General features: G+C 67.8%; 21 protein-coding genes. 5 read left to right on the forward strand and 16 right to left on the reverse strand.

The window, feature by feature from the left end; translation table 11 throughout:
• Positions 1-77: 77 nt before the first annotated feature.
• The 5 genes from OG389_RS14635 to OG389_RS14655 are packed head-to-tail and all read right to left on the reverse strand — an operon-like array spanning position 78 to position 2665.
• The gene (locus OG389_RS14635) at positions 78-422 is read right to left on the reverse strand and encodes an RRQRL motif-containing zinc-binding protein (protein WP_328298920.1); all 345 of its coding nucleotides are present in this window, start codon (positions 420-422) and stop codon (positions 78-80) included.
• Positions 422-1519: a conjugal transfer protein gene (locus OG389_RS14640; protein ID WP_328298921.1), complete on the reverse strand. Its 1098-nt coding sequence runs from the start codon at positions 1517-1519 to the stop codon at positions 422-424. The genes OG389_RS14635 and OG389_RS14640 overlap by 1 nt, the downstream gene beginning before the upstream one ends.
• Entirely contained in the window at positions 1519-2163 is a 645-nt protein-coding gene (locus tag OG389_RS14645) for a GGDEF domain-containing protein (RefSeq protein WP_328298922.1), read from the reverse strand. Before OG389_RS14645 ends, OG389_RS14640 begins: the two co-directional genes overlap by 1 nt.
• A complete protein-coding gene (locus tag OG389_RS14650) occupies positions 2160-2348 on the reverse strand; it encodes a hypothetical protein (protein ID WP_328298923.1) in 189 nt (62 codons plus the stop codon). Before OG389_RS14650 ends, OG389_RS14645 begins: the two co-directional genes overlap by 4 nt.
• Positions 2345-2665, reverse strand: a complete 321-nt coding sequence (locus tag OG389_RS14655) for a hypothetical protein (protein WP_328298924.1) — start codon at positions 2663-2665, stop codon at positions 2345-2347. Before OG389_RS14655 ends, OG389_RS14650 begins: the two co-directional genes overlap by 4 nt.
• A gap of 569 nt (positions 2666-3234) precedes the next feature.
• On the opposite strand from OG389_RS14655, the gene OG389_RS14660 reads away from it, so the two are divergent.
• Positions 3235-3924 (forward strand): XRE family transcriptional regulator, encoded by a 690-nt coding sequence (locus tag OG389_RS14660; protein ID WP_328298925.1) that lies wholly within the window; start codon positions 3235-3237, stop codon positions 3922-3924.
• A complete protein-coding gene (locus tag OG389_RS14665) occupies positions 3921-4391 on the forward strand; it encodes an NUDIX domain-containing protein (RefSeq protein WP_328298926.1) in 471 nt (156 codons plus the stop codon). The genes OG389_RS14660 and OG389_RS14665 overlap by 4 nt, the downstream gene beginning before the upstream one ends.
• On the opposite strand, the gene OG389_RS14670 is transcribed toward OG389_RS14665, so the two are convergent.
• A complete protein-coding gene (locus OG389_RS14670; RefSeq protein WP_328298927.1) occupies positions 4384-4947 on the reverse strand; it encodes an HD domain-containing protein in 564 nt (187 codons plus the stop codon). The genes OG389_RS14665 and OG389_RS14670 overlap by 8 nt on opposite strands.
• A gap of 28 nt (positions 4948-4975) precedes the next feature.
• On the reverse strand, positions 4976-5443 hold the full coding sequence (locus OG389_RS36775) for a GntR family transcriptional regulator (RefSeq protein ID WP_443059274.1): 468 nt from the start codon (positions 5441-5443) through the stop codon (positions 4976-4978).
• A gap of 189 nt (positions 5444-5632) precedes the next feature.
• On the opposite strand from OG389_RS36775, the gene OG389_RS14675 reads away from it, so the two are divergent.
• From OG389_RS14675 to OG389_RS14685, 3 genes are read left to right on the forward strand one after another with little or no spacing between them, the layout of a single operon-like run.
• Complete coding sequence (locus OG389_RS14675) at positions 5633-6820, forward strand: dsDNA nuclease domain-containing protein (RefSeq protein ID WP_328303781.1); 1188 nt, start codon at positions 5633-5635, stop codon at positions 6818-6820.
• Positions 6820-7341: a hypothetical protein gene (locus OG389_RS14680; protein ID WP_328298928.1), complete on the forward strand. Its 522-nt coding sequence runs from the start codon at positions 6820-6822 to the stop codon at positions 7339-7341. The genes OG389_RS14675 and OG389_RS14680 overlap by 1 nt, the downstream gene beginning before the upstream one ends.
• Complete coding sequence (locus tag OG389_RS14685) at positions 7341-9242, forward strand: AAA family ATPase (RefSeq protein WP_328298929.1); 1902 nt, start codon at positions 7341-7343, stop codon at positions 9240-9242. Before OG389_RS14680 ends, OG389_RS14685 begins: the two co-directional genes overlap by 1 nt.
• 836 nt (positions 9243-10078) lie before the next feature.
• Here the strand turns inward: OG389_RS14685 and OG389_RS14690 are convergent.
• From OG389_RS14690 to OG389_RS14730, 9 genes are all read right to left on the reverse strand, one after another.
• The gene (locus tag OG389_RS14690; protein WP_328298930.1) at positions 10079-10627 is read right to left on the reverse strand and encodes a hypothetical protein; all 549 of its coding nucleotides are present in this window, start codon (positions 10625-10627) and stop codon (positions 10079-10081) included.
• The gene (locus OG389_RS14695; RefSeq protein ID WP_328298931.1) at positions 10627-12909 is read right to left on the reverse strand and encodes a hypothetical protein; all 2283 of its coding nucleotides are present in this window, start codon (positions 12907-12909) and stop codon (positions 10627-10629) included. The genes OG389_RS14690 and OG389_RS14695 overlap by 1 nt, the downstream gene beginning before the upstream one ends.
• 12 nt (positions 12910-12921) lie before the next feature.
• Entirely contained in the window at positions 12922-13347 is a 426-nt protein-coding gene (locus OG389_RS14700) for a hypothetical protein (protein WP_328298932.1), read from the reverse strand.
• A gap of 83 nt (positions 13348-13430) precedes the next feature.
• Complete coding sequence (mycP, locus tag OG389_RS14705) at positions 13431-14624, reverse strand: type VII secretion-associated serine protease mycosin (protein WP_328298933.1); 1194 nt, start codon at positions 14622-14624, stop codon at positions 13431-13433.
• 21 nt (positions 14625-14645) lie between these two features.
• Entirely contained in the window at positions 14646-16115 is a 1470-nt protein-coding gene (locus OG389_RS14710) for a hypothetical protein (protein ID WP_328298934.1), read from the reverse strand.
• Positions 16115-16615, reverse strand: coding sequence for a hypothetical protein (locus tag OG389_RS14715; protein WP_328298935.1), 501 nt, complete (start codon positions 16613-16615; stop codon positions 16115-16117). The genes OG389_RS14710 and OG389_RS14715 overlap by 1 nt, the downstream gene beginning before the upstream one ends.
• 146 nt (positions 16616-16761) lie before the next feature.
• Positions 16762-19095, reverse strand: coding sequence for a xanthine dehydrogenase family protein molybdopterin-binding subunit (locus OG389_RS14720; RefSeq protein WP_443059275.1), 2334 nt, complete (start codon positions 19093-19095; stop codon positions 16762-16764).
• A complete protein-coding gene (locus tag OG389_RS14725) occupies positions 19092-21125 on the reverse strand; it encodes a 2Fe-2S iron-sulfur cluster-binding protein (RefSeq protein ID WP_328298936.1) in 2034 nt (677 codons plus the stop codon). The genes OG389_RS14720 and OG389_RS14725 overlap by 4 nt, the downstream gene beginning before the upstream one ends.
• Positions 21122-21964 (reverse strand): FAD binding domain-containing protein, encoded by an 843-nt coding sequence (locus OG389_RS14730; RefSeq protein WP_328298937.1) that lies wholly within the window; start codon positions 21962-21964, stop codon positions 21122-21124. The genes OG389_RS14725 and OG389_RS14730 overlap by 4 nt, the downstream gene beginning before the upstream one ends.
• Positions 21965-22091: the final 127 nt, after the last annotated feature.

Here is a 22091-nt window from a genome sequence, read left to right on the forward strand (position 1 = left end):
GTAGGTCTACTCCCTCATAGCGAGTGGGGTGAAAGGGACCCGGACGGCGCTTGGACGGAGGCGTCCGGGCCCTTGTTTCAGGCGGCGCGCTGTTCCTCGGGGTAGGCGCAGGGCACGCACATGCCGAGCGAGGCCGGGATGACGTAACCGGCGTCGGTGGAGCACTGGGGGCAGGTACGGCGGGCGAGCATCGCCAGGGCGAGCGCGTCCCACTTGGCCGGGGTCATCGGCCGGACGGGCTTGGCCAGGTCCACGCGGTACAGGTAGGCGGTCAGCGGCGCCCGCCGGTAGCGCGGTCGCTCCAGCTGAGCCACGACGTCCTGTCCGCCGGGGCGCAGGCCGGCCGCGCGGAGTTGACGGCGCGTGGCCAGCCCGTCCGGGGCGAGCCTCCACGGATAGACGGGTATGCCGTGCCCGGCCATCACACGGCCGTCGCTTCAGCGGCGGCGGCGCGTTCAGCCTTGAGCGTGTCGCGCAGCAGACGGCCCCTGGCGGACGACGTACGGACCGCCTTGCGGATCGCCTCGGCCGTCAGCTCACCATCGGACCAGTTGGCCGTGACCGACCGGGCCTCTTCCAGCAGCTCATCCGAATCGCGCGTCGGTCGGGGCGTACGGGCCGACTGCGGTACCCGACCGGTCGCCCGGCGCGGAGCCGACTCCGCCGCTGCCACTGCCTTGACCGGAGCCGACTGGGGAAGCTCGACCGGCTCGACTACCGGAACCGACTCGGGCAGCTTCACCGGCTCGATGGCCGGTACCGAGTCGGCCGACTCAGAGGCGGGGAGTTCGGCCGTCGTGGTCGGGTCTTCGGCGGCCGACTCCCGCAGGTCAGACCCCAACCGATTTACGATGAACTCTGACGTTTCATGCTGGTTTGTGGAGGCGGTGAACATCGCCCCCAGGGCGGCGTCTGCACCGTGGGTGAGCCGCTCGCGCTGGACGTCCAGCAGTCGGGCCCCCAACGATGCGTCCCCCAACCCGACCTTCCGGGCCAGCCGCCACGACGTCTGGTCGGACCACTTCCGAACCCACGACCACGGGTGGTTCGCGGCGCGGGCCCGGTGGTAGGCCAAGGCACGCACCACAGTGGCCGCCTTGGCTTCCGCCTCGGCGTCACGGCCGTCCTGGTGGACCACGATCCGCCGGGCCAGGAACGCCATGCCCTCGGCCGCCACGCACATGCCCATCGGGGTCACGGCGTAGATGACGGTGCGACCCGGGTCATCGGCGGCCATCGCGGCCATGACCGACGCGGCGGCCGGCAGGGCCCACAAGCCGATCCGGATGATCCCAGGGGAGGACTGTCCGAGCATCGTCAGCCCGAGGAGCACCAGCGCCAGAACGGCGGTCGCACCCTCACCGGCTGCCACCGCACCGAGCGCCGTGCCGGAGCCGTAGGCGCGGCTGATGTTGCTGTAGGTCCCGACCCCACCGGCGACGCCGGTGGCGAGCATGGGCACGAACGCGGCCGTCAATACGATCTTCTGCGCCTTGCTCAGTGCGTTGCGGGTCGCCATCACGCGGCCACCCCGCTCGTGCCACGGCGGCCATCGCGGCGGCCGTTGACCGTGCCCACCTCGGGGACGCTCAGCCGGTGCGCGATGCGCCAGCCCCCGCCACGCTGCTTGGCCCGGTACATCTGCTCATCGGCCCTGCGCAGCAGCGTGGACAGGTCGCCGGTGCCGCTGCGGTAGTAGGCGGCACCGATCGAGGCACTCACCTCGATCGGGCGCCCCTCGAACGGCACCGGCTGGCCCAGTCGGCCCGTCAGCATGAACAGGTCGGCGCGCAGCTCGTCGATGCCGTAGCCGGGGATCAGGGCGGCGAACTCGTCCCCGCCCAGGCGCCCGGCGACGCCTGCGTGTTCCTCGGCCCACCGGCCCAGGCGCTGCCCGGTCTCGCGGATGACCGCGTCTCCGGCCGCGTGGCCGAGGGTGTCGTTGATCTCCTTGAACCGGTTGAGATCCAAGACGAGTACGGCACGCTGGGATCCCTGAGCCAGGCTCTTGCGGGCCCGCTCCTCGAAGGGGTCCCGCGTCCACAGCCCGGTCAGCGGGTCGCGCCGGGCTGTCTCGATCCGGCGCCGCATCCACAGGCTGTGAACCGACCAGCCGGACGCGAGGGGAAGCGCTCCGGACAGGGCCGCCAAGGTGTGGCTCATGCGGCACCGCCGATCCGGCGCCGGTGAAGCGACCAGCCGATGTGCTGGACACCGAAACCGAGCGCGGCCACCCCGAGGAGCCAGCCCTCGTGCACCGCCACGGCGCTCACGGTGCAGCTCACGACGGCCAGCGAACCGAGGCAGATCAGCACCCGGTGCAGGTCCTGCATCGATCGGGCGCTCATGCCGCTTCCCCCATCCAGGCGGAACGGCCGGCGTCGCGGGCGGCGCCCCGCAGGAAGGGGACGGTGCGGGTGAGCGCGTCGGCGTAGAGCGCGTCCCACGCGGCGATCTCGTCCCCGCCCTCGCCCAGCGCGGCCAGCTCCGCGATGACCTCACGGGCCACCGCCTCACGGGCCGCACGCTCCTGTGCGGTCTCCGGGGTGAGCGGGCCCCGGAACAGGTCCCGGTCCAGCCCCAGGGGCAGTTCATCGAAGCCGAGCGCCAGCTCCTCGAACTCGGCGGGGTTCACGATCTGGTGATTACCGATGTACATACGCATGCGGATCTCTCCTGATGAGCGAAGGGTTCCGGGAACGGTCGGGGTCCGTGGTGAGAGGCGACCGCCCCGGGAAGTTGCACATAGAGCCCCAGCAGACGGGGCCCGCGCTCCGGCCAGGAGTCGAACCTGACCTACGACCATCGGAGCAACACGGAGGGCGAGACCCTCCGATCAGGACCCATCGACCACACCTGTGCATGTGGCTGGGCCGGCACGCTGTTCAGTTCTCAACAGACAGGCGCTTCCTTCGCAGCCGTCCAGAGACGGGCACTTCCGGGCGCTGACGTACGGACGAAGCTGTACCGACTAAGCGATACATGCTTGAACATGTATCTCACATTGGCCCGCTCGGTCCGGGCTGTCAAGCCCTTCGTGATTTCCGAGCCGCTGTGGTGTGCCATCAGAGTGCCGCCGGAGGCGGGGACGAAGTCACCACGTCACTGGACGACTTGGGACGTCCTGGGTAGCGTTCTGCGGGGCAAGTACGTCCCTGGACGTCCCTGGGGGTGAAGATGGCAAATGAGCGCTTACGGTCCGCCATGCTGTCGAACGGCGTGACGGTGGATGCCATGGCAGAGCACATCGGGGTTGATCCAAAGACCGTCGAACGGTGGATCACGCAGGGGCGCGCGCCGTATCGTCGCCACAGGCTCAGCATCGCGGCCCACCTGCGAGAAGACGAGGCGTACCTCTGGCCGGACGGGTTGCCGGACGGCCAACGGAAGGACGCGGCCGACGCCGAGGTCTTGAAGGTCTACCCGCACCGGTCTTACGTCCCAGCAGACCTCTGGCTACAGCTCTTCGGCAGAGCACAGCGAGAGATCGGCATCCTGGTTCACGCCGGCGTGTTCCTGGCGGAGAACCCTCGCTGGACGCAGCTGCTCAAACTGAAGGCGTCCTCCGGAGTCCGCGCCCGGATACTGCTCGGCGACCCGGAGAGCCCAGAGATCCAGCGCCGAGGCGAAGAGGAAGAGATCGGGGAAGGCGTCGCGTACAAGGTCCGCGAGGTCCTGAAGCTCTACCGTCCGCTCTTGGGCATCTCCGGTATCGAGTTCCGCCTGCACCGGTCCACCCTGCACAACTCGCTGTACCGATCCGACGATGAGTGGCTGGTGAACACCCAGGTCTACGGGGTCAGCGCCCCCATGGCCCCGGTACTCCACCTCAGGAAGGTGGCCGGGGCCGAACTCGTATCCACCTACCAGCAGAGCTTCGAAAAGGTCTGGAGCGAGGCCATCTCCATCGAAAGGCAAGCATGAGCCGCACCGACTACTTCGACGACCCCGCAGCCCCGAAGGCCAACAGCATCGTGCCGGCGGTTACCGCATTCGTGGTCAACGACGCAGACGAGATCCTCATGGAACGCCGCTCAGACAACGGCCGTTGGGGCATGCCCGGAGGCGTCCAGGAGATCGGCGAGAACATCTCCGGGACGGTCTCGCGAGAGGTCCTGGAGGAGACGGGGATCTCGGTAGAGGTGACCGGCCTAGTCGGCATCTTCACCGACCCCGGGCACGTAATCGCGTTCTCGGACGGCGAGGTCCGCCAGGAGTTCTCGCTCTGCTTCCGAGCCCGCCCCATTGGCGGGGACATCAAGGTCAGCTCAGAGTCGTTCGAGGTCCGGTGGGTGCCTCGGGCCGAAGTGGACTCCCTCGACATGTCGCCTACGACAAGGCTGCGTCTCGAAGAGGGCTTCCGCGGCTCACCGGTCCCCCGGATCAGCTGACGCTCTCCTGCGCTGCCTCGGCCCGACGCTGCTGTACGCGCTCCACGCGATTCAGCAGCTCGGGCCGAGCGGCGGAGACAGCTCGGAACACGACGTGTTCGGGCCCGTAGCGGTCCAGCACTTCCACGAGCCGCCGGGCGGGGTCAACTACCTGTCCAGTGGGGCTGCTAGTCAGGTCGCAAAAGGTGATCGCGTCCACCAGTTCAGGTTCTGCGGGCCCGAACTCGCCGAGGGCATCCGACAGCCCCAGCTCTGCCGCCTCCCACGGGGAAGACGTGTGGAAGGCGACGATGCTGCACAGTCGGGGGTCGGCTCCGACGACATCGCGAAGGTACCGGGCACCATCGATCATGTGCTGGCCCGTGTCCACAGCGTCCCTGGCATACCCGACATCGTGCGCGATGGCGGCCGCGGCAAGCAGCTCGGCATCGACGCCCAGTGCCGGCACCAGGGTCAAGGCTTGGGAGTACACCCGCTGCGAGTGAGCCCACCGGTCCGGAAGGCTCTCCGCGAGCATTGCTTCGGCGAGGTCGTACGCCCACTTGGCCAACTTCACGGTGCATGCCCTCCAAGGCCGTCTGCATTCAAGGGGTCGGGCTAACGAAGCGCCCAACGCCCTGCCGTGCTTCGACATACCCAGCCGCTTCCAGTTCACGTACGGCCCGTCGCACGGTCCCCCGAGCTACGCCGTAGGTCTCCGCTAGCTCCGCCTCGCTCGGGAGCCGGGCGCCGGCAGGAAGTGAGCCAGCACGGATACGGTCGCGGAGGTCCGTCATGATCCGCTCGTACGGCGCGAGTCGGCCCGTCGCGGCAACCTGCCAACCGACCCCAGCGAGCGTCACGATCTCCCCCGATGCCTCAACGGCACGAAGAGCCCGCCGCACCGTCGTGCGGGCCACGCCGAACTCCCGCCCGATTTCCGCTTCAGAGGGCAAGCCATCGCTGTAGGCCCCCTCGGTGATCCGGGCACGCAGGGCCTCCGAGATCACGAGGTACGTTCCACGCGGACTGGGTTCGGACACGCATATCTCCCTTGACAGCCTGCCGGGCACAACTCATCAAGCTTCCCACGCAGTGCAGGAAGTAGAGCGAGCCGGCCCGCATCCACGACCTCTTCCCCCTCCCTTGCAGGGAGCGTGCAACAGCATGCCCTTCACACCAGCTGAGACCGACCACTGGCCTCACAGCTAGTGATCGCGTAGCTTCTGATGGTCACGACGTTACTAGGGGGCAGCTTGGACGTGCCGTGGGAGCTCTTGCACGAGCCCGAAGAAGACAGCGGGAGCGAAACCGCCGACAGGTACGAATACCAGTACCAGGTCGTTGCCCGACATTGCTGTGAATTCGATTCGAGTGACCTGCAATGGATCCTCTGCGAATGGCACACTGACTACGTCCTGGCACTAGCTGACGGGAAATACATACTAGTCAGCGTCAAGCATCGTGAGCACAGCCAAGGAACATGGACCTTGGCCGGACTGTGCGGCGACGGAGGCCTCAAGACACTGCGGGCGCGATGGCAAGAATGCAACAGACCGCATCAGGCACGCCTCGCAACTAACGGCGCACTGAACCCCGAGGCAAGGAAACTGGCCACCGCCTGCGGCGAGAGCAACACAGCTCGACTGAAGCAGTTTTCTGAACAGCTATATCAGAAACTCGGCTGCAAAGATTCGGACGAGGCCTTCGAATTTTTGCTGCACCTCAGGATCGAACATGAGCTACCTTCACGCAAATACATTAGAGCCCACAACGTTGAAAAATATGTGCGTCCTATGTTGCGATCTCGCGGCACCCGTCTCTCGTCCACCAAGGTTTACGATGCAATCGTAGAGGTCGTTCGCGAATCCGCCCGAGCTGTCAATAATCAAGCGTCTCCCTGGGTATTCTCGCAACTCCACTCGCTAGATGAACAGCTCTTGCGTGACGTAAACGTAGCCCGCCGCATGGTCGATCGCGAGCGAGTTGAGCTCTGCCTCTCTAACGTGACACCTGTCGATGGCCCACTGCTCCAAACTGGCCAGGCCACAGAGGCGAACCTTGAAACGCGACTGACCAAGAAACTACGGCAAGGCGGAATCGGGCAGACTGCCATTCAGTCCGCGCAGCGCACACGGCGTTCTTGGGCATCCTTCGAAGCTCAGAACTCAGCACCCCTTCCAGGCAGCGGCGATCTTGTTGACGACTTGACCACTCGCGTCCTCCACGAGGCAGGAATGGTGGAATCGGAGTTGGCCACCGACGAGGGCACATACGGGCGCGAAATGCTCAGGGAATTGAACAGGCGGCTGACTTCCGAGAATCTCGGGATCTCCAAATCAGCCAATGTAGATCGCCTGCATCTACTGGGACTAGCATTCCAGCTTACCGATGAGTGTCACATTTGGTGGTCTCCCGAATTTGATGTAGAAAATGATGGTGCGGCCTGATGCGCGCCGATGAAGACCTGGATTACCATCTGGCACGCCTCCTTATCCTTTTGCGTGAATTTGGCAGCCCAGGGTCGCCAGGACTCGACGGTTTGACCAAGTTGGCAAAGCTCGACTTCCTTCTCAGATATCCGAGCTTCACGGATAAACTGCTTCCAACCCGCAATGCTCAATGGCCACTGGGATGCGAACCAAGCCCTGACGAACGCGAGGCCATTGAAAGCAGAATGATCCGATATAAGTACGGCCCGTGGGATGATCGCTACTACCCCTTGCTGGGGAGGCTGATCGGATACGGCCTAGCTGAAACGGTGAACGGTAAAGGCAAAGTTTGCATCAGGCTGACTGAGACCGGTGAGGGTTTCGCCGGGCAGCTATCAAGCGCCGACGAATGGGCCGTCGTTGCCGCGAGATCTTCCATGCTCAGGAAAAGTTTCAACCTAACGGGAAACCGACTGAAGAATCTCATTTATGACGCACTTCCTGAGACCATCGACCGGCCGCTGAGGGAGGAAATCTAATGGGCTCCAAAATTCGTTTTCATCGAGTAAGCATCAGCACAAGGAACGCCAGGGCCGATTACGACCTCACCAACTCGGTAACTGTCGTCACGGGAAGTATCGGAGTAGGTAAGAGCAGCCTCCTAGAGCTACTAAAGTACGGCCTGGGTGGATCAGCCAAGCTCATGCCGGCCATCCGAAAGAACGTAACTAGCGTTGAGATGGACGTGGCATTTTCCGAGTCACGATATATTCTCCGCCGCGAAATGGGTGAGAATATTGTTGATGTCCTTGACGCCAACTCGGGAGAAATCATCGGTCCCTGGGCGGTGACCAATCGCAAATACATGCCCAAGGCCAGCCAACAACTGCTTTCACTTCTCGGACTGCCAGCAGAGCTACGGATCCCGAAGAAGCGCGTACAGCCTACGGGAGAAACCGTCGGATTAAGCTTCTTTGATTTGTATCGGTATATCTACCTAAGTCAGAATGGCATCGACTCAAACGTTGTAGGTCACACTGACAGAAACCTCGACAATAAGCGCCGAGCGGTATTTGAGCTGCTCTACCGCTTGAATTCTCCTGAACTCATCGACCTCGCGGTACGAAGAGGCGAGTGGATGGATCGCGCAAGTCAGCGTAAATCAAATGCTGAAGTCGTGAAAGTTTTCTTGGAACAATCAGGTGATCCTGACCCTGAGCGGCTTACGTCTATGGCTGCGAACTGCGTAGGCGAGCTCGACGCCACAAGGGAGATGCTCGAGTCTGTGAGGCGCTCGAGTAGTGCAGTTCTAGACTCCCAACAGGCCCTTAGGGCAAATGTGACCGTGCTTCGGGAACAGCTCGACGAGGCGTTGGCCGCCCGCGACGCGAGCAGAGCGGACGCGCTTAAAAGTGATTCTCTTCTGGCACAACTGAGACTCGAGGAACAGGCACTTCAGCGAGCCAGTGTTTCAAGGCGGACTCTAAGCGGGCTGGATTTTGCTGTATGCCCAAGATGTCTACAGTCGGTCCGCGATCGCGCCGGCGACGCCGCTCATTGCCTCCTATGCCTTCAGCCCGAGCCGATTTCCACCGGAAGCGAAACCGGAGAGCTGAAGCGCCTACTAGCACAACTGGCCGAGACGCAATCTTTGCTCGATGGAGATCGGGAGGCTCTGGATGCGAATAGAGTCGAAATCCACTCTCTAGAGACCCGGCTGGCCGAAGCCACCCTGGAACTTGAACGCACTTCTTCAGCGCTAATTTCACCAAGGCTTGAAGAAGTGCAATCACTTGCGATGCGAATGGCTCGCTTGGAAGCCCAGCTTGAGTATTTCGACGCTGTGGCTGGCAGGTGGGCAAACTACCGAGAAGCGCTCGATTACGCCAAACAAGCCGCTACCGAGGCACTCAACGTAGCGTCTCTCGAACAGAGCCTACAAGAATCCTTGACGGACAATCAAAGCAAGATTGATGCACTATCTGAAACTTTTGACAGCATTGTCGAAGAGCTGCGCCTGCCATGGTACGAGAGTGCGCAAATCGATAAGGCTACGTATCTCCCCATGGTGAACGGGGAACATTTCGACGAGTTGTCCGTGGGTGGAGCTAGAAAGACGATCGCCAATCTGGCATACCATTTGGCCAATCTAGAATACGCTCTGGATGACGATGATCTCCTCTACCCAACGCTTCTCGTCGTCGACAGCCCACGGAAAAATGTCGGGCAAACACGTGACGATGCAGCCGTGGGGGTCGAGATCTATCGACACATTGCCGCACTCAAGGAAACCCGAGGCGATGATTTTCAATTGATCATCGCAGATAATGACATTCCATCAGACGTATCTGGTGAATTCAATGTAATTCACTTGACCTACGAGAATCCGCTAGTTCCTGGCATCGGGCATCCTGGGGAGAGCGTCGATACGGTCAGCTAGCCTGATGGTCAGCGAGCGGCTCTGGGGTGGGTACTCCGTCTCAGTTTCCGTCTCGTTCATCAACGTACGTACTCGTCCGGCACCGTCCATGGGACCGCAAATGCTCTGTGCCCGTACGGAGCTGAACAGCACCGAACGCCTGCGGATCGGGCTCCACCCAGCCACGACAAACCTGCAAAGCGAGTTACGCCGGTTCGATTCCGGTCACGGCTTCTGACATCTGGACCAGGCAGGAAACGGCGGCTCCCGGACGGGTGCCGCCGTCCTGGTCCGCCCGTCTCGCTTCGCGTCCGGCTCTCAAGCGGCCCCGTTCCGTTCCTCTTCCAGCGCCCTGAGGGCATCGCCCCAGGTGGCGCCGCCGTTGCGCTTCCGTGCCACGAAGTACAAGCCCTCCTCATGCACCGCGCGAAGTTCCGCAACCACTCTGCGCAGCGGCATCGGGCGGCTCAAGACCTCCCGGCCGTGGGCCAGCGTCACCGGGAGTTCCACGTGGACATAAAAGGGCGTGCACCACCGGCCCTCGTCACCGGCCAGGCACGCCTCGCGAATGTTGTGGGGCAGCCGGGCGCACCCGGAGCTTCAGGTGGGGTGCGTTCCTTCGGTACGTGGCCCAGGACGCAGCCATGTTGGCCACGACGCCAACGGCACTTCACGCGGCGACGAGGTGGGCGACTGCTGCGAGCGACATGAAGCCAAGACGCCCATCGGCCGCATTACTCGGCAGTGGCAAGCATCAGCGCGGATGCATCAGCTCCTCGCAGGTGCGGTTCTGCCCTCACACGGCCCGGTCGCGGCGTACCGCCGGCTCCCACCGACCTTCGGCAGTGCACGGGGTGCTAGACGCCACACTGGGTCTGTTCCCTGGCCACTTCCAGGTACTTCTTCGTGAGCGTGGTGAACAGCGGGCGCCGGTCGGCTGACTTCATGTGCTCCACGGAGCCGCTGACCTCGAGCTCCAGCTCGAAGGAGTCCGCGGATCCCTTGCAGGTGAGGGTCGTGCGGGCACCCGTGTCCCACACCATCGCCTTGTCTCCGAGGGCTAGCGGTTCCGGTGCGGGCTTCGTGTCAGTGGGGGGCCAGAAGAAGCTGTCCCCCAGAGGCTGACGCGTGGCCGTGACCATTACCCGGACCTGGCCGTCCACTTCGATCGTGCATGTCGCCGCACGGCGCACCGCGTTCAGCCTGAGGTCGATCGGAGACTTCTCCTTCACCTCCTGGCCAGGTCCGATCAGCGGCTCCAGATCGGACCGGCTGAAGACTCCCCAGCACGAGCGGTCCGGCAGCTTCGAGGCCGCCGACTCCTTCTCGCTGGAACAGCCCGCCACCGCCAGCGCCACCAGCGTGGCAGTGACAGTGACCGCCAGAGTGCTGCGGGAGTAGCTCATCAGGAACCGCCGTTCGACGTCGCGACCTGACCACGGCCCACCGCATGGGCGTTCGCCGTCTCCGTGGATGCCACACCGGCAAGGGCGTCGATGCTTCGCTCGTTCATACCGGTGCCTTCCACAGCCTTGCGGACCGACTGGGCCGCGGATTCGCCGGCCTCCTTCTGCGCCTTCGCGTAGTCGATCACTGCCGCCTGATCGGCCTCGCCCTGCTTCTCCGCCTGGTCCTTCGTCGCCCTCTCGACCACGCCGTCCGTGATGTCCTCTTGGAGCCATTCCACGAAGTCTCCCGCCAGTGGCACCATTTCCAGGTACTTGCCACCCGCCGCGGTAATACCGCGGTTGATCCACTTAGCGTTGTCCTCTACGCCCTTGACGTACTCCTCCGCTTTGTGGCCGCTCTCGGCAAACGACCCCTCGGCCCTCGCCTCGGAAAGGATGCCCGCGATCTGACCACCGGGGTGTACGGCGCTCTTGATCGCCGCGTCCACATCCTCGTACTCGTTGCGGTGCACGACGACATCGTTGATGAGGGTGGTGGTGAACGCCCGCTGGGAATTGGTGATCGCGCCGTAGGCATCCGGGTCCTGGCCCACCACGCCGATGAAGGCCGCCATGCCGGCCTTGTCGAACTCGGCCATCTCGCCGTTCGCCTTGATCATCCGGCTGCCGTTCTCCGCCGACGCCTGAAGATCCGGCATGTACTCCGCCGCCATCTGCCCGAAGTGCCCGGACAGACCCTTGAGCGGGGCCTGGCTCTCCCCCGGGTCGGCCACGACCAGTTCCGGCTTGTCCCCGATCTTCTCGACGACCCGTTCCATGACGGCCGCCATCTCCTTGGTGTGCTCGACCGGCGGGGAGTCCTCGTCACCCGGAATGCGATGCGAGACCGCCGACACCAGGGCATCGCCCAGCGCCCGCTGACCCGGGTGCACCTCGCCCGTTTTCGTGGCGTCGAAGCCGTCCTCGTACGGCTTCTTGTCGAGCATGTAGTCGACCATGCCCTGGTCCTTGCCGTGCTGGCCCTTGACCGGCTTGTCGTCCTTGGTGACGATGCCGTCGCCGTTGCTGTCCTCGCGGACCGGCTCGTTGAAGAAGGCCGTCGCCGCGTCCGGGTTGTTGCCGAGGGCCTCCATGAGCCCCGTCAGCGGGTGGAAGCCCCGGCCACCGTCCTTGTCGTGGTTGAGGACCACGCCCAGGTCGTACGGATTGTGGGAATCCCAGGCCCCCGGATCCTTGCGGTCCATGGCGACCATGTCCCGGCCGACCGAGGTCAGGAACTCGGTGTCGTACTTACCGTCGTGCAGCAGCGAGCCCAGCACCTGGTAGCCGTAGACCTTCGTCATCATCCCGACGTCGATCTCCTTGCGACCGGCCTTCATCAGCTGGGTCGTCCAGGCGGCGTCGAGGTGGTTCGGGACGTCCTTGTGGGTCGCCAGGCCGAGCATCGCGCCCATGTCGCTCTGGATGTTCGCGACCATGAGCGCTCGGTCCGCGCCCGCCTGGCCGAGGCTCGTAGCGTCCAGGGACATCTTCGCGTACGCCTGGAGCGTCCCGTCGGGACCGACCGTCCGGTAGAAGCCCGTCGCGAACTCCGGGTCCTCGCGGTTGTCGTCGAGCAGGTCCTCCAGCTCGCGCAGCGCCTCGGGGTTGCGCGCCGTGCCGCCTTCGCCCGTGACCTTCTTCATCAGCTCGGCGGCGCGGGCGACCTGCTCCGCGTCCAAGGTCGTGTACTTCGCCACCGTGAAGTTGTTGTCGTCCGTGACGTTGGCCTGCAGCGCGCGGCCGAGGGAGTCGTCGGCGTCCTGGGCGTCCTCGACGGCCCGGTTCACCCGCTCCTGCCACAGATCATGGTTCGTGCGGAGGGTCGCCTGGTAGTCCGGGTCGTGCTGGGCCGCGTAGCGGTCCTGAGGATCGGCGAGCGGGACGGCGGAGACACGCCCGCTCTCGTCGATCCGGAATCCGGCGGCCGGGGCGTCCGCGACCAGCTTCTTGAGCTGATCCTGGACGGCCTTGATGGTGGCGTGGCCGTCGGTGAGCAGCAGGTGGATGCCCTTGGCCTCCTGGGCCGCGTCGTCGAACTCCTTGGCCGTCTTGTCGATGAAGGAGCGGGCGACGCCGGCCGTGACGCCGTTCCACTGCGCCTTGTCCGACTTGGCCTTCATGCCGTTGCGCGCCGACTCCGCCAGCTCGTTCAGCTTCGCGACCGTCGTGGCCCAGTCCGTGATCGCGGTCTGGAGCTGGCCCAGGGGTGCGTTCATCACGTTCTCGTACGTCAGCACGTGTCCGCCGCCTTACTTGAGGAGCTGGTCGATCTTGGAGGAGGTGAAGTCGGCGTGCAGCTGCTGCTCCTCCTTGCTGTGCGAGGAGAGGGAGTAGTTCAGGCCGTTGGAGATGTTCGCGCAGGCGGCGACGAGGGTCTTGAGCTGGCTCTCCCAGCGGGTATTGACCTTGAGCAGGGCCGCACCGCTCGCGAAGTTCTCCCGCGTGAGCGCACCGGCCGCCTCGGCGGTGGAGGTGGCGGCGTGCTTGCCGTCCGCGGCGAGCCGGGTGTGGAGCTTGTACGCCTCGGAGCCGACCTCGCCGATGTGGTCCTGGTTGAGCTCCAGATCGGCGCCGCCGGCGCCCGGGCCGGGCTCGGCGGGGACGTGGTTGAGCCGCATGGTCACGTTGGCGGCGGCGGTGGTCCGGGCCGCGGACCATTCCTCGTCGAACGACATGGCGTGCGCTTCTCCCTCTCCTACTGGCTTCGGTGCCGTGGTGCGCCTCTAAGCGGCCCTACGGTCCTACGGTCCTCTGCGGATCAGCGGTTCCTGCGCCGGACGGCGACCGCGGTGACGGCTCCGCCGATGAGCACGCAGGCACCGAGCCCGAGGGCGAGCCAGGGCAGACTGCTGCCGCCGCTCTCCTCCTTGGCCTCGGCCTGGGGCGCGGGGGTGGCGGCGCCGCCGCCGGCCTGCGGCGTATTGCCGTCCACGGAGGGCGCGGGTGAGCCCTTGGCGCCGGTCCCGCCGCCGGCTTCCGCGAGGTCGGGGAGCGGGTAGACGTCCGCGGGGCCGGGGTCACCGGGGGTGGCCACGGCGATGCGGGGGCGGACGATGCCGTACCCGACGAAGTCGCTGCGCGCGGTGCCGTCGGTGGGCTTGCCGGCGGTGTTCATGAGGACCCGGAGGACCTGGTTGTTGGTCCAGTCGGGGTGGGCGGACCAGACCAGTGCGGCGGAGGCGGAGGCGAGGGCGGTGGCGTTGCTTGTCCCCGTGCCCTTACAAACCCCCGTCTTGCCGGCGCACGCCGTCACGATGTCACCGCCGGGGGCGGCCAGGTCGACCTGGGGGCCGTGCTCCGATTCCGCGACTGCCTTGCCCCCGGAATCGACTGCGCCAACACCCACCACTCCAGGGGTGGCAGCCGGGTAGAGGACGTCGTTCGACCCGGCTCCACGATTACCCACACCGGCAAAAATCAGCTTGCCCTTGGAAAGGGCGTACTTGACCGCGTCAAGACGTGCCGGATCCTCTTCACCTGAAGCGAGCGAGATGCTGATGATCTTCGCCTCCGTGTCCGCCGCATATCGAATCGCCGCTGTCCAGGCAGCGTTCTTGACATCAACACCTTCTGGCACTCGGATAGGGAGAATCTTGGCCGCAGGCGCAAGCCCAAACGCCCCGTCGCCACTGGGGTGCTTCCCGGTCCCAGCAATCAGCGCAGCCATCCCCGTGCCATGCTGATTCGAGTCTGTGCGCTCATCTCCGTCATACGTGGTGGCGAAGTCCTTTCCAGGAACTACCTGCCCTTCCAGTTCAGGGATGCGCGCTACACCACCGTCGATTACGGCGACGGTGATGCCCCGCCCCATGCTGACCTTCCAGATGTCATCGGCCTTCATCGAGGTGAGATGCCACTGCTGGGACCTAACGGTCTCTGCATGGGCCGGGGTCGCGGCGACCCCGGCCAGCAGGAAACCCGCCAAGGCCGCTGTCGCCTTACGCATACGCATCCCGTGCAAAGTCCGCTCCACTCAGTCGATCACCGGCGGGACGACGCTGCGGTCGCCCTGCCACGTTTCTTCGTCCTCAGCCAGGTAGTCAGGGCGTTCACCCCGCTGCCCATTACCCCGTCGCCCCGGAGCATGCGCACCCGCGCCGCCGTGGCCCATCGGGGCGCCCGCAGGACTGGCACCCGATCCACCTCGAACCAGCCCCGATCCCCCCTGGGTGAACGGCTGGCCACCAGCGATCGAGCGACCACCCACGCCTGGCTGGCGCCCGCCAACGACGCCACCTGGTTCCGTGGCGAGACGACGGCCGGCCATGGAACCGCCGACGCTGCCGTGCGCGCCGCCGCCACCCATGCCCATACCGCCACCCATGCCCATGCCACGACCAGCCGCCTGGGCGCCCTCACCACCGATGACCGTGCCTCGCGGAATACTCGAGCCCGGCCCTCCGGGTGTCACGGGACGGCCGCCCACGATTCCGCTGTCGCGCGGGGGCAGCCCTGCAATGCCACCCAGACCTCCGGACTTCCCGCCGGGACCGCTCGTACCGGGGATGGCTCCTCCGGGACCGATACCGCCGATCGGCTTCGGAATTCCACCACCCGGGGGCGGCGTCAAGGGCGGCACGAACCCACCGGGGGTAACACCCGCACCGCCGCCAACCGGTCCGACCGGATTCACGCCTCCGGGCATCCCCGTGGTGGGGGGAAGTGTTGTGACCGGCGACGGCCCGACGGTATCGAGACCGGTCCCCACGTTGCGGTCCGGAGGCGCCGGTACAGGGCCTGGCGTCGGAACAGGCGTTGTGGGATCACTGGCATGCGGCCCGCTCGTGGAACCGAAGTCATACGACGAGCCACCAGGACTCGTCGGCGCAGGCGCATACGCAGACCCGCCCGAACCGCCGCCTCCTGAGCTGCCTCCTGAGCGCGCTACATCCTCATATCCCGTGACCTGCGGCGGAATGAACCGCTCCGGAAACTTCGGAAACGTCGGAATCTCCGCCATCTCCATCCCGGTCGCCGACGCCTCGTACCCCTGCGCCAGCTTCGTCATCTGCTGGACGGCCTGCTGGTGGTCACCATTCAGCTTCGAGTTCGCCTGCTGGCCGATCTGCTGCGAGTCCGGGTCGTTGTGGAACTCCCGGGCCGCCTTGAGGTTCGCCGCCGCCCCCGTGTCGTAGGCGGGCATGTTGGCCTTGACCTCGATGACGACCTGGCTGGCCTGCGTCATCTGCTTGCCACCCGCAGCGCTGTACTCGCTCAGCCGCAGCGTCGCGTTGCCCGCGCGGTTGACCCAGTCCCGGAAGGCATTGGCCGACTCGCCGTCCCAGCCGGTGACCCGGTGGTCCTTGAGGCTTTCGCCGATCTCCTTGATGGTCGCCGCTGCGTCCGTCAGCTGAGCGCCGCGCGTCTTAAGGGTCTCGGCGTTCGCCGAGGCGATCATGGCCAACAGCTGCTGGTGCGTGTGGCCTTCGAAGTTCGTCGCCATCAGAAGCTCTCTCCCCCAGTGCCTGACGGCGCGCTTCCCTGTGAAGCCGAGCTGTGCGGGGGCGGCGGCGCCAACGGATCCCGGTCCGGGACGTAGTTCGCGTCAGCCTGCTTGCTGATCGCCAGCATCCGCCGCCTCGTGTCCTCGTCCACACCCGCGAAATCACGGCCGCTCGTCTGGATCGCGATGCTGAGACCCTCGATCTGGTCCGCCAGACCCTTGGACAGCGCCAACAGCTGCTTGTGGACGTTCGAGTACGCCGTGAACAGCCGCTTGGCCTCGTCGAAGCCCTCGCCGAGGGAGCTTTCCGGAATGGTGCCGTCCGCCAGCTTCTTGTCGCTCGCCGGGGACTCGTCCAGCTTGGCCAACAGACCGTCGACGCGCTTCTTGTAGTCCGACATCGATTCGTACTCGACCTGGAGCGCCCCCAGAGCGGCCTGCGAGATCACGCCCACGCCGAAGTCCCGCCCGAACACACCCGGCCCATAGTCCACTGCCACGTTGGCCTCCCCGACTCCCCGTCTTCCCCGTTCACACCTCGTTCGCACGCGTTCGCACACGCACGTCACCAGTGCCCCCAGTCACTCTATCGACAGAGTCCGACAGTCCCAAGTTCCGGGTTGCAGGTGCAATCAGGGTCACACGGTCATGAGTTGGGCGCCGCCACCGCCGCCGATGGCCGGATAGGGAGCCTGTTGACCGGGCGGCCCGTCGCCGCGCGGACCGCCGAGGCCACCGCCGCCGGGGCCGTGACCACCGGGACGGCGCTCGCCGGCTTGGCGCCGAAGGGGGCCACCACGTCGCGCTCCTCGACCAGTTTGACGATGCGGACCGTCGGGGCGTCCAGCGACGTGGGCAGGGCGTAGCCCGTCAGGTCGGGGTGGCGGATCACGCCGGAGGCCGTGCGGAGGTTCTCCGTCAGGGACGCGCCCATCCCCTGGATGACGCCCGCTTCGATACGGGCCTCCAGCTGGCGGGGGTTGAGGATGCGGCCCACGTCCTGGGCCACCGCGAGTTCCACGACGCGCACCGAACCCAGCTCGATGTCCACGTCGACCACCGCGCGGATCGCGCAGAACGCGAGGCCGACGAAGGCGTCGCCCTGGCCGTCCCCGTCCAGCGGCTCCGTCGGGTGGGGGCGGCACTGGGCCGTCGCCCAGAGTTCCTTGCCCTCCATCGCCTCGGCGACCGTCGTGGAGAAAGCTCCGTCGTACGACGTGATCCGGCCATCCGCGATCTGGAGGAGCTCCGTCGACATGCCCAGTTTGTGCGCCATCGGCTGGAGGAGTTGGGTACGGACCATCTTCGCGGCCCGTTCGACCGCGCCGCCCGACACCCACGTGTGGCGTCCGTGCGCCGACGGCCCGGCCGGCGGCTGGTCGGTGTCGACCGGGGCCGTGACGACCTCGTCCACGCCCAGGGTCTCCTGGACGATCTGGCGGGCGAGCGTGGAGAAGCCCTGTCCGGTGTCGACCGCGGCGCAGATGACCGTCGCCGCGCCACCGACGATCTTCACGGTGGCCGTGGACACCTCGTCGGTGCCCTCCGCGCCGAGCATGTGGACCATGCCGATCCCGTACCCGACCCCGCGCCGTACCGCACCCGGTTCGCCCGCGCCCTCCAGGCCGCCCGGGAGCAGCCAGTCCTCCTCCGGGGTGTCCTTCGGGAGGGCGGGCAGCTCGTAGTCGCGCACGGCACGCAGGAGTTCGGCGACGGGGGCGGGGCAGGTGACCGTCTGGCCCGTCGGGAGCAGGTCGCCGGTGGCCAGGACGTTGCGCAGGCGGAGTTCCGCGCCGTCGATGCCGAGGGCGGCGGCGAGCTTGTCCATCTGGCCCTCGTACGCCGCGCAGACCTGCATGGCGCCTTCGCCGCGCACATGGCCCGACGGGGGGTTGTTGGTGCGCACCGCCCAGCCTTCGACGAAGGCGTGCGGGACGACGTACGGGCCGCAGGCGAAGGCCACCGCCGCGGCCAGGGACTCCGAGGAGGCGTCGGCGTAGGCGCCACCGTCCATCAGGATCTGGGCCTCGACCTTGACCAGCCGGCCCTCCGCGTCCGCGTGGTGGCGGTAGCGCAGCAGCGTCGGATGGCGGTGGGGGTGGCCGAGGAAGGACTCCTCGCGGGTGGCGGCCAGTTTGACCGGGCATCCGGTGCGCAGCGCGAGCAGGCCCAGCGGGAGCTGGAAGGCGGCGTCCTCGCGGTCCGCCATGGCGCCCGGGACCCCGGTGACGACGACGCGTACGCGGTCCGGTTCGAGCCCGAAGCAGGCGGCGGCCAGGTCGCGGTCGGTGTGCGGGTCGGTGGAGGCGGTGTAGATCTCCACACCGCCGTCGGGGCGCGGCACGGCCAGCCCGGCCTCGGCGCCGATGGGGGCGGGGTCCTGGCGGCCGATGCGGTAGAGGCCCTCGACGACGACCTCGCCGGTGGCCTCCGGGTCGCCGTAACGCAGCGGGATGTGCCGGATCAGGTTGCCGTCGGGGTGCAGGTCGGGGGCGCCGAAGGCCTGCTCGGGGTCGGTGACCGGGTCGAGGAGCTCGTACTCCACGGCGATCGCGGCGGCCGCGAGGCGCGCGGTGTCCGGGTGGTCGGCGGCGACGGCGGCGATGGGCTCACCGTGGTGGCGGACCACGTCGTACGCGAACACCGGCCGGTCGGCGATGCGGCGGCCGTGCGTGGTGGCGCCGGGGACGTCGGCGTGGGTGACGACGGCCCGCACACCGGGCATTTCGGCGGCGGCGGAGGTGTCGATGGAGAGGATGCGGGCGTGGGCGTGCGGGGAGCGCAGCACGGCGGCCCACAGGAGGCCCTCGGCCCACAGGTCGGCGGCGTAGGGGAAGGTGCCCTCGGTCTTGGCGCGGGTGTCGGTGGCCGGTACGGACGCGCCGATGCCGCGCGGGACCGTCCGCTCCGCCGGGTCGCCGCCCTCGGAGGGCGCCGTCGTGACGGCCGCCGGGGCCGTCGCCGCGTCGTGGGCGCTCACGTCGTGCCTCCCTGGTGGTTGCCCTGGTTGCCGTAGTTGCCCTCGTTGCCGTGCTCGGCCTGGTTGCCGTGGCTGCCGTGGCTGCCGTGGCTGCCGTGCATACCGTGACCGCCGTGCGTCCCGTGGAAGCCGCCCTCGCCCGGCGGGGCCTGGTGCGGGATCCGCGCCTCGGCCGTGGCCGCCGCGACGGCCTCCGCGGCCGCGCCGCGCTCGGCGACGACCTCGCGCACGGCGCCGATGACGCCCGAGTACCCCGAGCAGCGGCAGAGGTTGCCGCACAGGGCCTGGCGGGTCTCCAGCTCGCTGGGGGCGTGGTTGCCCTCCAGCAGGTCGTGGATGGTCATGGCCATACCGGGCACGCAGAACCCGCACTGCACCGCACCCGACTTGCACAACGCCTGCTGCACGTCCGACAGTTCCCCGTCGGTCGCGAGACCCTCGACGGTCCGGACCTCGCTGCCCGCCGCCGTGGCCGCCGGGACGAGGCACGAGGCGACGAGCCGGCCGTCGACCTGCACGGCGCACGCGCCGCACTCGCCCTGCGAGCAGCCGTCCTTCGCGCCGGCGAGGCCGAGGCGCTCGCGCAGCACGTAGAGGAGGGACTCGCCGATCCACGCACCGGTGACGGGGCGGTCGGCGCCGTTGACGCGCAGGACGTAGGAGGCCGACGGGTGCTCGTGATGGGCGACGGCCTCGGCGTCCGCCTCGTCGGCGGTTTGCACCTCGTACGCCGGCCCCTCGCCCGGAGCCCCTCCGGCCGTCCCCGCCGGAGCCGTCTCCACAGCGATGTCGGCGTCGTCCGCACCCGGCGCCGGCGCGGCCCCGGCTCCGCCGGAGGTCGGCACGGCGTCACCACCGCCCGGCTCCGCCGCCACGGCCACGGCTTCGCCGCCGGCCCCGGCCTCAACACCGGCCTCGCCACCACCACCCGCCACGACTTCGGCTTCGGCTTCGGCTTCGACCTCGGCAGGGACCTCGGCATCGGCCTCGCCCGCCGGATGCGGCCGCTCCCCCGTCACCGGGACCTGCGCCGGCCCGTGGGCGGCTTCGATGTCGTGCGGGGCGGGATAACCCTGCTCGCCCTCCAGCGGGGTACCGACCCCCGGGCCGCCCAGCACGCGCGGTCCGCGCCCCGGGCTCGCGCCGAAGGGTCCGCCGCCCGCTCCGGGAGCCCCCGGCAGCGCGCCCGTACCCAGCGGGTCCGAGCCCGGGAAGCCCGGCTCCGGTTCCCCGGAGCCCGGCCCGTCCGCCCCGGGCTGCTGCGCCGCGTACCCGCGCGCACCCTCGAAGTCCGGATGGCTGGCCCACGGGGCCGCCGCGCCGCCCGGCAGCGTCGCGGGCGCCCGGCTCCAGTCGGCCGAAGCCGCGAGCTGCCCGAAGCTGCCCGTGTCGCCCGTGCCTCCGGGTGTCCACACGTCGCTCGCGGCCGCTTCGGGGAACCGCCACTCGGCGGTCTCCCCCGAATCGTGCGCGCCGCCCGGCCGCCCGGCCGGTCCCCCGGCGTCACGCTGCGCGAACGGCTCGGCGAACGGCTCGGCGAAGGACTCAGGGAACGGCTCACCGAAGGACTCGCCGAACGACTCGTGGAAGGGTTCCCCGGCGGGTTCCGCCACCGGCTCGGCCAACGGCTCCGCGAACGCCGCGGCCACCGACGCCGGAAGCGGCACCGACGCCGGGATCGGCGCCCGCACCGCGGCCTGCGCACCCGAAGCGCCCGCACCGGCACCCGCGTCCGCCGGAGCACCCGCACCCGCCTCCGGCCACTGCACCGGCATCGTCCAGGTACCAGTGGCGGACGGATCCGTGCTCGCCGTGCCCAGCGGCACGATCATCGGCGGCGGCACGTAGCCGTGCCCGGGCGCCGCGAGGGGCTCCCCGGTGCCGAGCGCGTCCAGCATGTCCTGCGGCAGTTTCACGAAGGCCGTCGCGTCGGAGTCGTACTCGCCGCCGTGCGGCACCGGCTCCCAGCCCCATGCGGGTCCAGCGGATCCGCCGGGACCCGTGTGACCCGTGTTCTCGTTCTCACTCATGAGCTCAGTGCCCTCCCCAGGGCCCTCCGTGCCAGCACGGCCACCGTCCGCCGCAAATGCAGTACTGCGGGGGCCACCGGTTCCCCCTGGTCGGGCACGCACGCGGCCGCGACGTACTCGCCGAAGGCTTCCAGCGCCTCGGGGGCCAGACTGCGGTCCCCGTCCCAGTCGATCAACGAAGCCACCCACTGCTCGGCTTCCAGCGGTCGCAGCGGCATCGGGGCGACCGCGCCGATCGCGCAGCGCACACCCCGGCGCGCGGGATCCAGTACGAGCCCCACGGACGCCAGCGCACGACCCGGCCCGGTACGGCCCGTGGCCTTCAGGAACACCTGCGGCGCGTGCAGCAACGGCACCCGCACGAAGCCGATCAGCTCCCCGGGGCGGAGCATTTCCCGCCCGGCCAGCAGGTGCGAGACCGGGATCTCCCGGCGCGATCCGCCGGGCCCGACGATGACGAGTACGGCCTCCAGTGCTGCCAGTACGGGCAGGGCGTCACCCGTCGGCGCGGCAGTGGCGATGTTGCCGCCCAGGGTGCCGGCGTTGCGGATCTGCGGGGGGCCCGCGGCGCGCGCGGCGGCGGCCAGTGCCGGGATCAGGGCGGCGAAGTCCGGCCGTCCCATCCTCGCGTGCGTGAGGCCGGCGCCGAGGAGCGCGTGGCCGTCCTGGTACTGCCAGCCGCGGATCTCGTTGATCCGGCCGAGACCCACGAGGGCGGCGGGGCGCAGGAGTCCGGCGTTGACGGCGGCCATGAGGTCGGTGCCGCCCGCAACGGGGACGGCGGCGGGCATGGCAGCGAGCGCCGCCACGGCCTCGTCGAGCGAGGCCGGCAGCGTCACGGACTGCGCAGCGTTCCCCGCGTGCGGGCCATTTCGGGGCCCTTGGGACGAATCCCTTGCCTGCGGTGCGTGCGGTGCGTGCGTGGTCAACCCAGCTGCCCCTTCCCGATGTCCCGGTCCCGGCGCT

Source organism: Streptomyces sp. NBC_00435, assembly GCF_036014235.1.
Classification (GTDB): domain Bacteria; phylum Actinomycetota; class Actinomycetes; order Streptomycetales; family Streptomycetaceae; genus Streptomyces.

Coding starts and splice junctions, on each gene's coding strand:
- mycP (WP_328298933.1), bottom strand. CDS start 14,624: ATGCGTATGCGTAAGGCGACAGCGGCCTTGGCGGGTTTCCTGCTGGCC.
- OG389_RS14655 (WP_328298924.1), bottom strand. CDS start 2,665: ATGCGTATGTACATCGGTAATCACCAGATCGTGAACCCCGCCGAGTTC.
- OG389_RS14665 (WP_328298926.1), top strand. CDS start 3,921: ATGAGCCGCACCGACTACTTCGACGACCCCGCAGCCCCGAAGGCCAAC.
- OG389_RS14645 (WP_328298922.1), bottom strand. CDS start 2,163: ATGAGCCACACCTTGGCGGCCCTGTCCGGAGCGCTTCCCCTCGCGTCC.
- OG389_RS14640 (WP_328298921.1), bottom strand. CDS start 1,519: ATGGCGACCCGCAACGCACTGAGCAAGGCGCAGAAGATCGTATTGACG.
- OG389_RS14685 (WP_328298929.1), top strand. CDS start 7,341: ATGGGCTCCAAAATTCGTTTTCATCGAGTAAGCATCAGCACAAGGAAC.
- OG389_RS14660 (WP_328298925.1), top strand. CDS start 3,235: ATGGCAGAGCACATCGGGGTTGATCCAAAGACCGTCGAACGGTGGATC.
- OG389_RS14700 (WP_328298932.1), bottom strand. CDS start 13,347: ATGTCGTTCGACGAGGAATGGTCCGCGGCCCGGACCACCGCCGCCGCC.
- OG389_RS14725 (WP_328298936.1), bottom strand. CDS start 21,125: ATGAGTGAGAACGAGAACACGGGTCACACGGGTCCCGGCGGATCCGCT.
- OG389_RS14635 (WP_328298920.1), bottom strand. CDS start 422: ATGGCCGGGCACGGCATACCCGTCTATCCGTGGAGGCTCGCCCCGGAC.
- OG389_RS14650 (WP_328298923.1), bottom strand. CDS start 2,348: ATGAGCGCCCGATCGATGCAGGACCTGCACCGGGTGCTGATCTGCCTC.
- OG389_RS14680 (WP_328298928.1), top strand. CDS start 6,820: ATGCGCGCCGATGAAGACCTGGATTACCATCTGGCACGCCTCCTTATC.
- OG389_RS14710 (WP_328298934.1), bottom strand. CDS start 16,115: ATGGCGACGAACTTCGAAGGCCACACGCACCAGCAGCTGTTGGCCATG.
- OG389_RS14690 (WP_328298930.1), bottom strand. CDS start 10,627: ATGAGCTACTCCCGCAGCACTCTGGCGGTCACTGTCACTGCCACGCTG.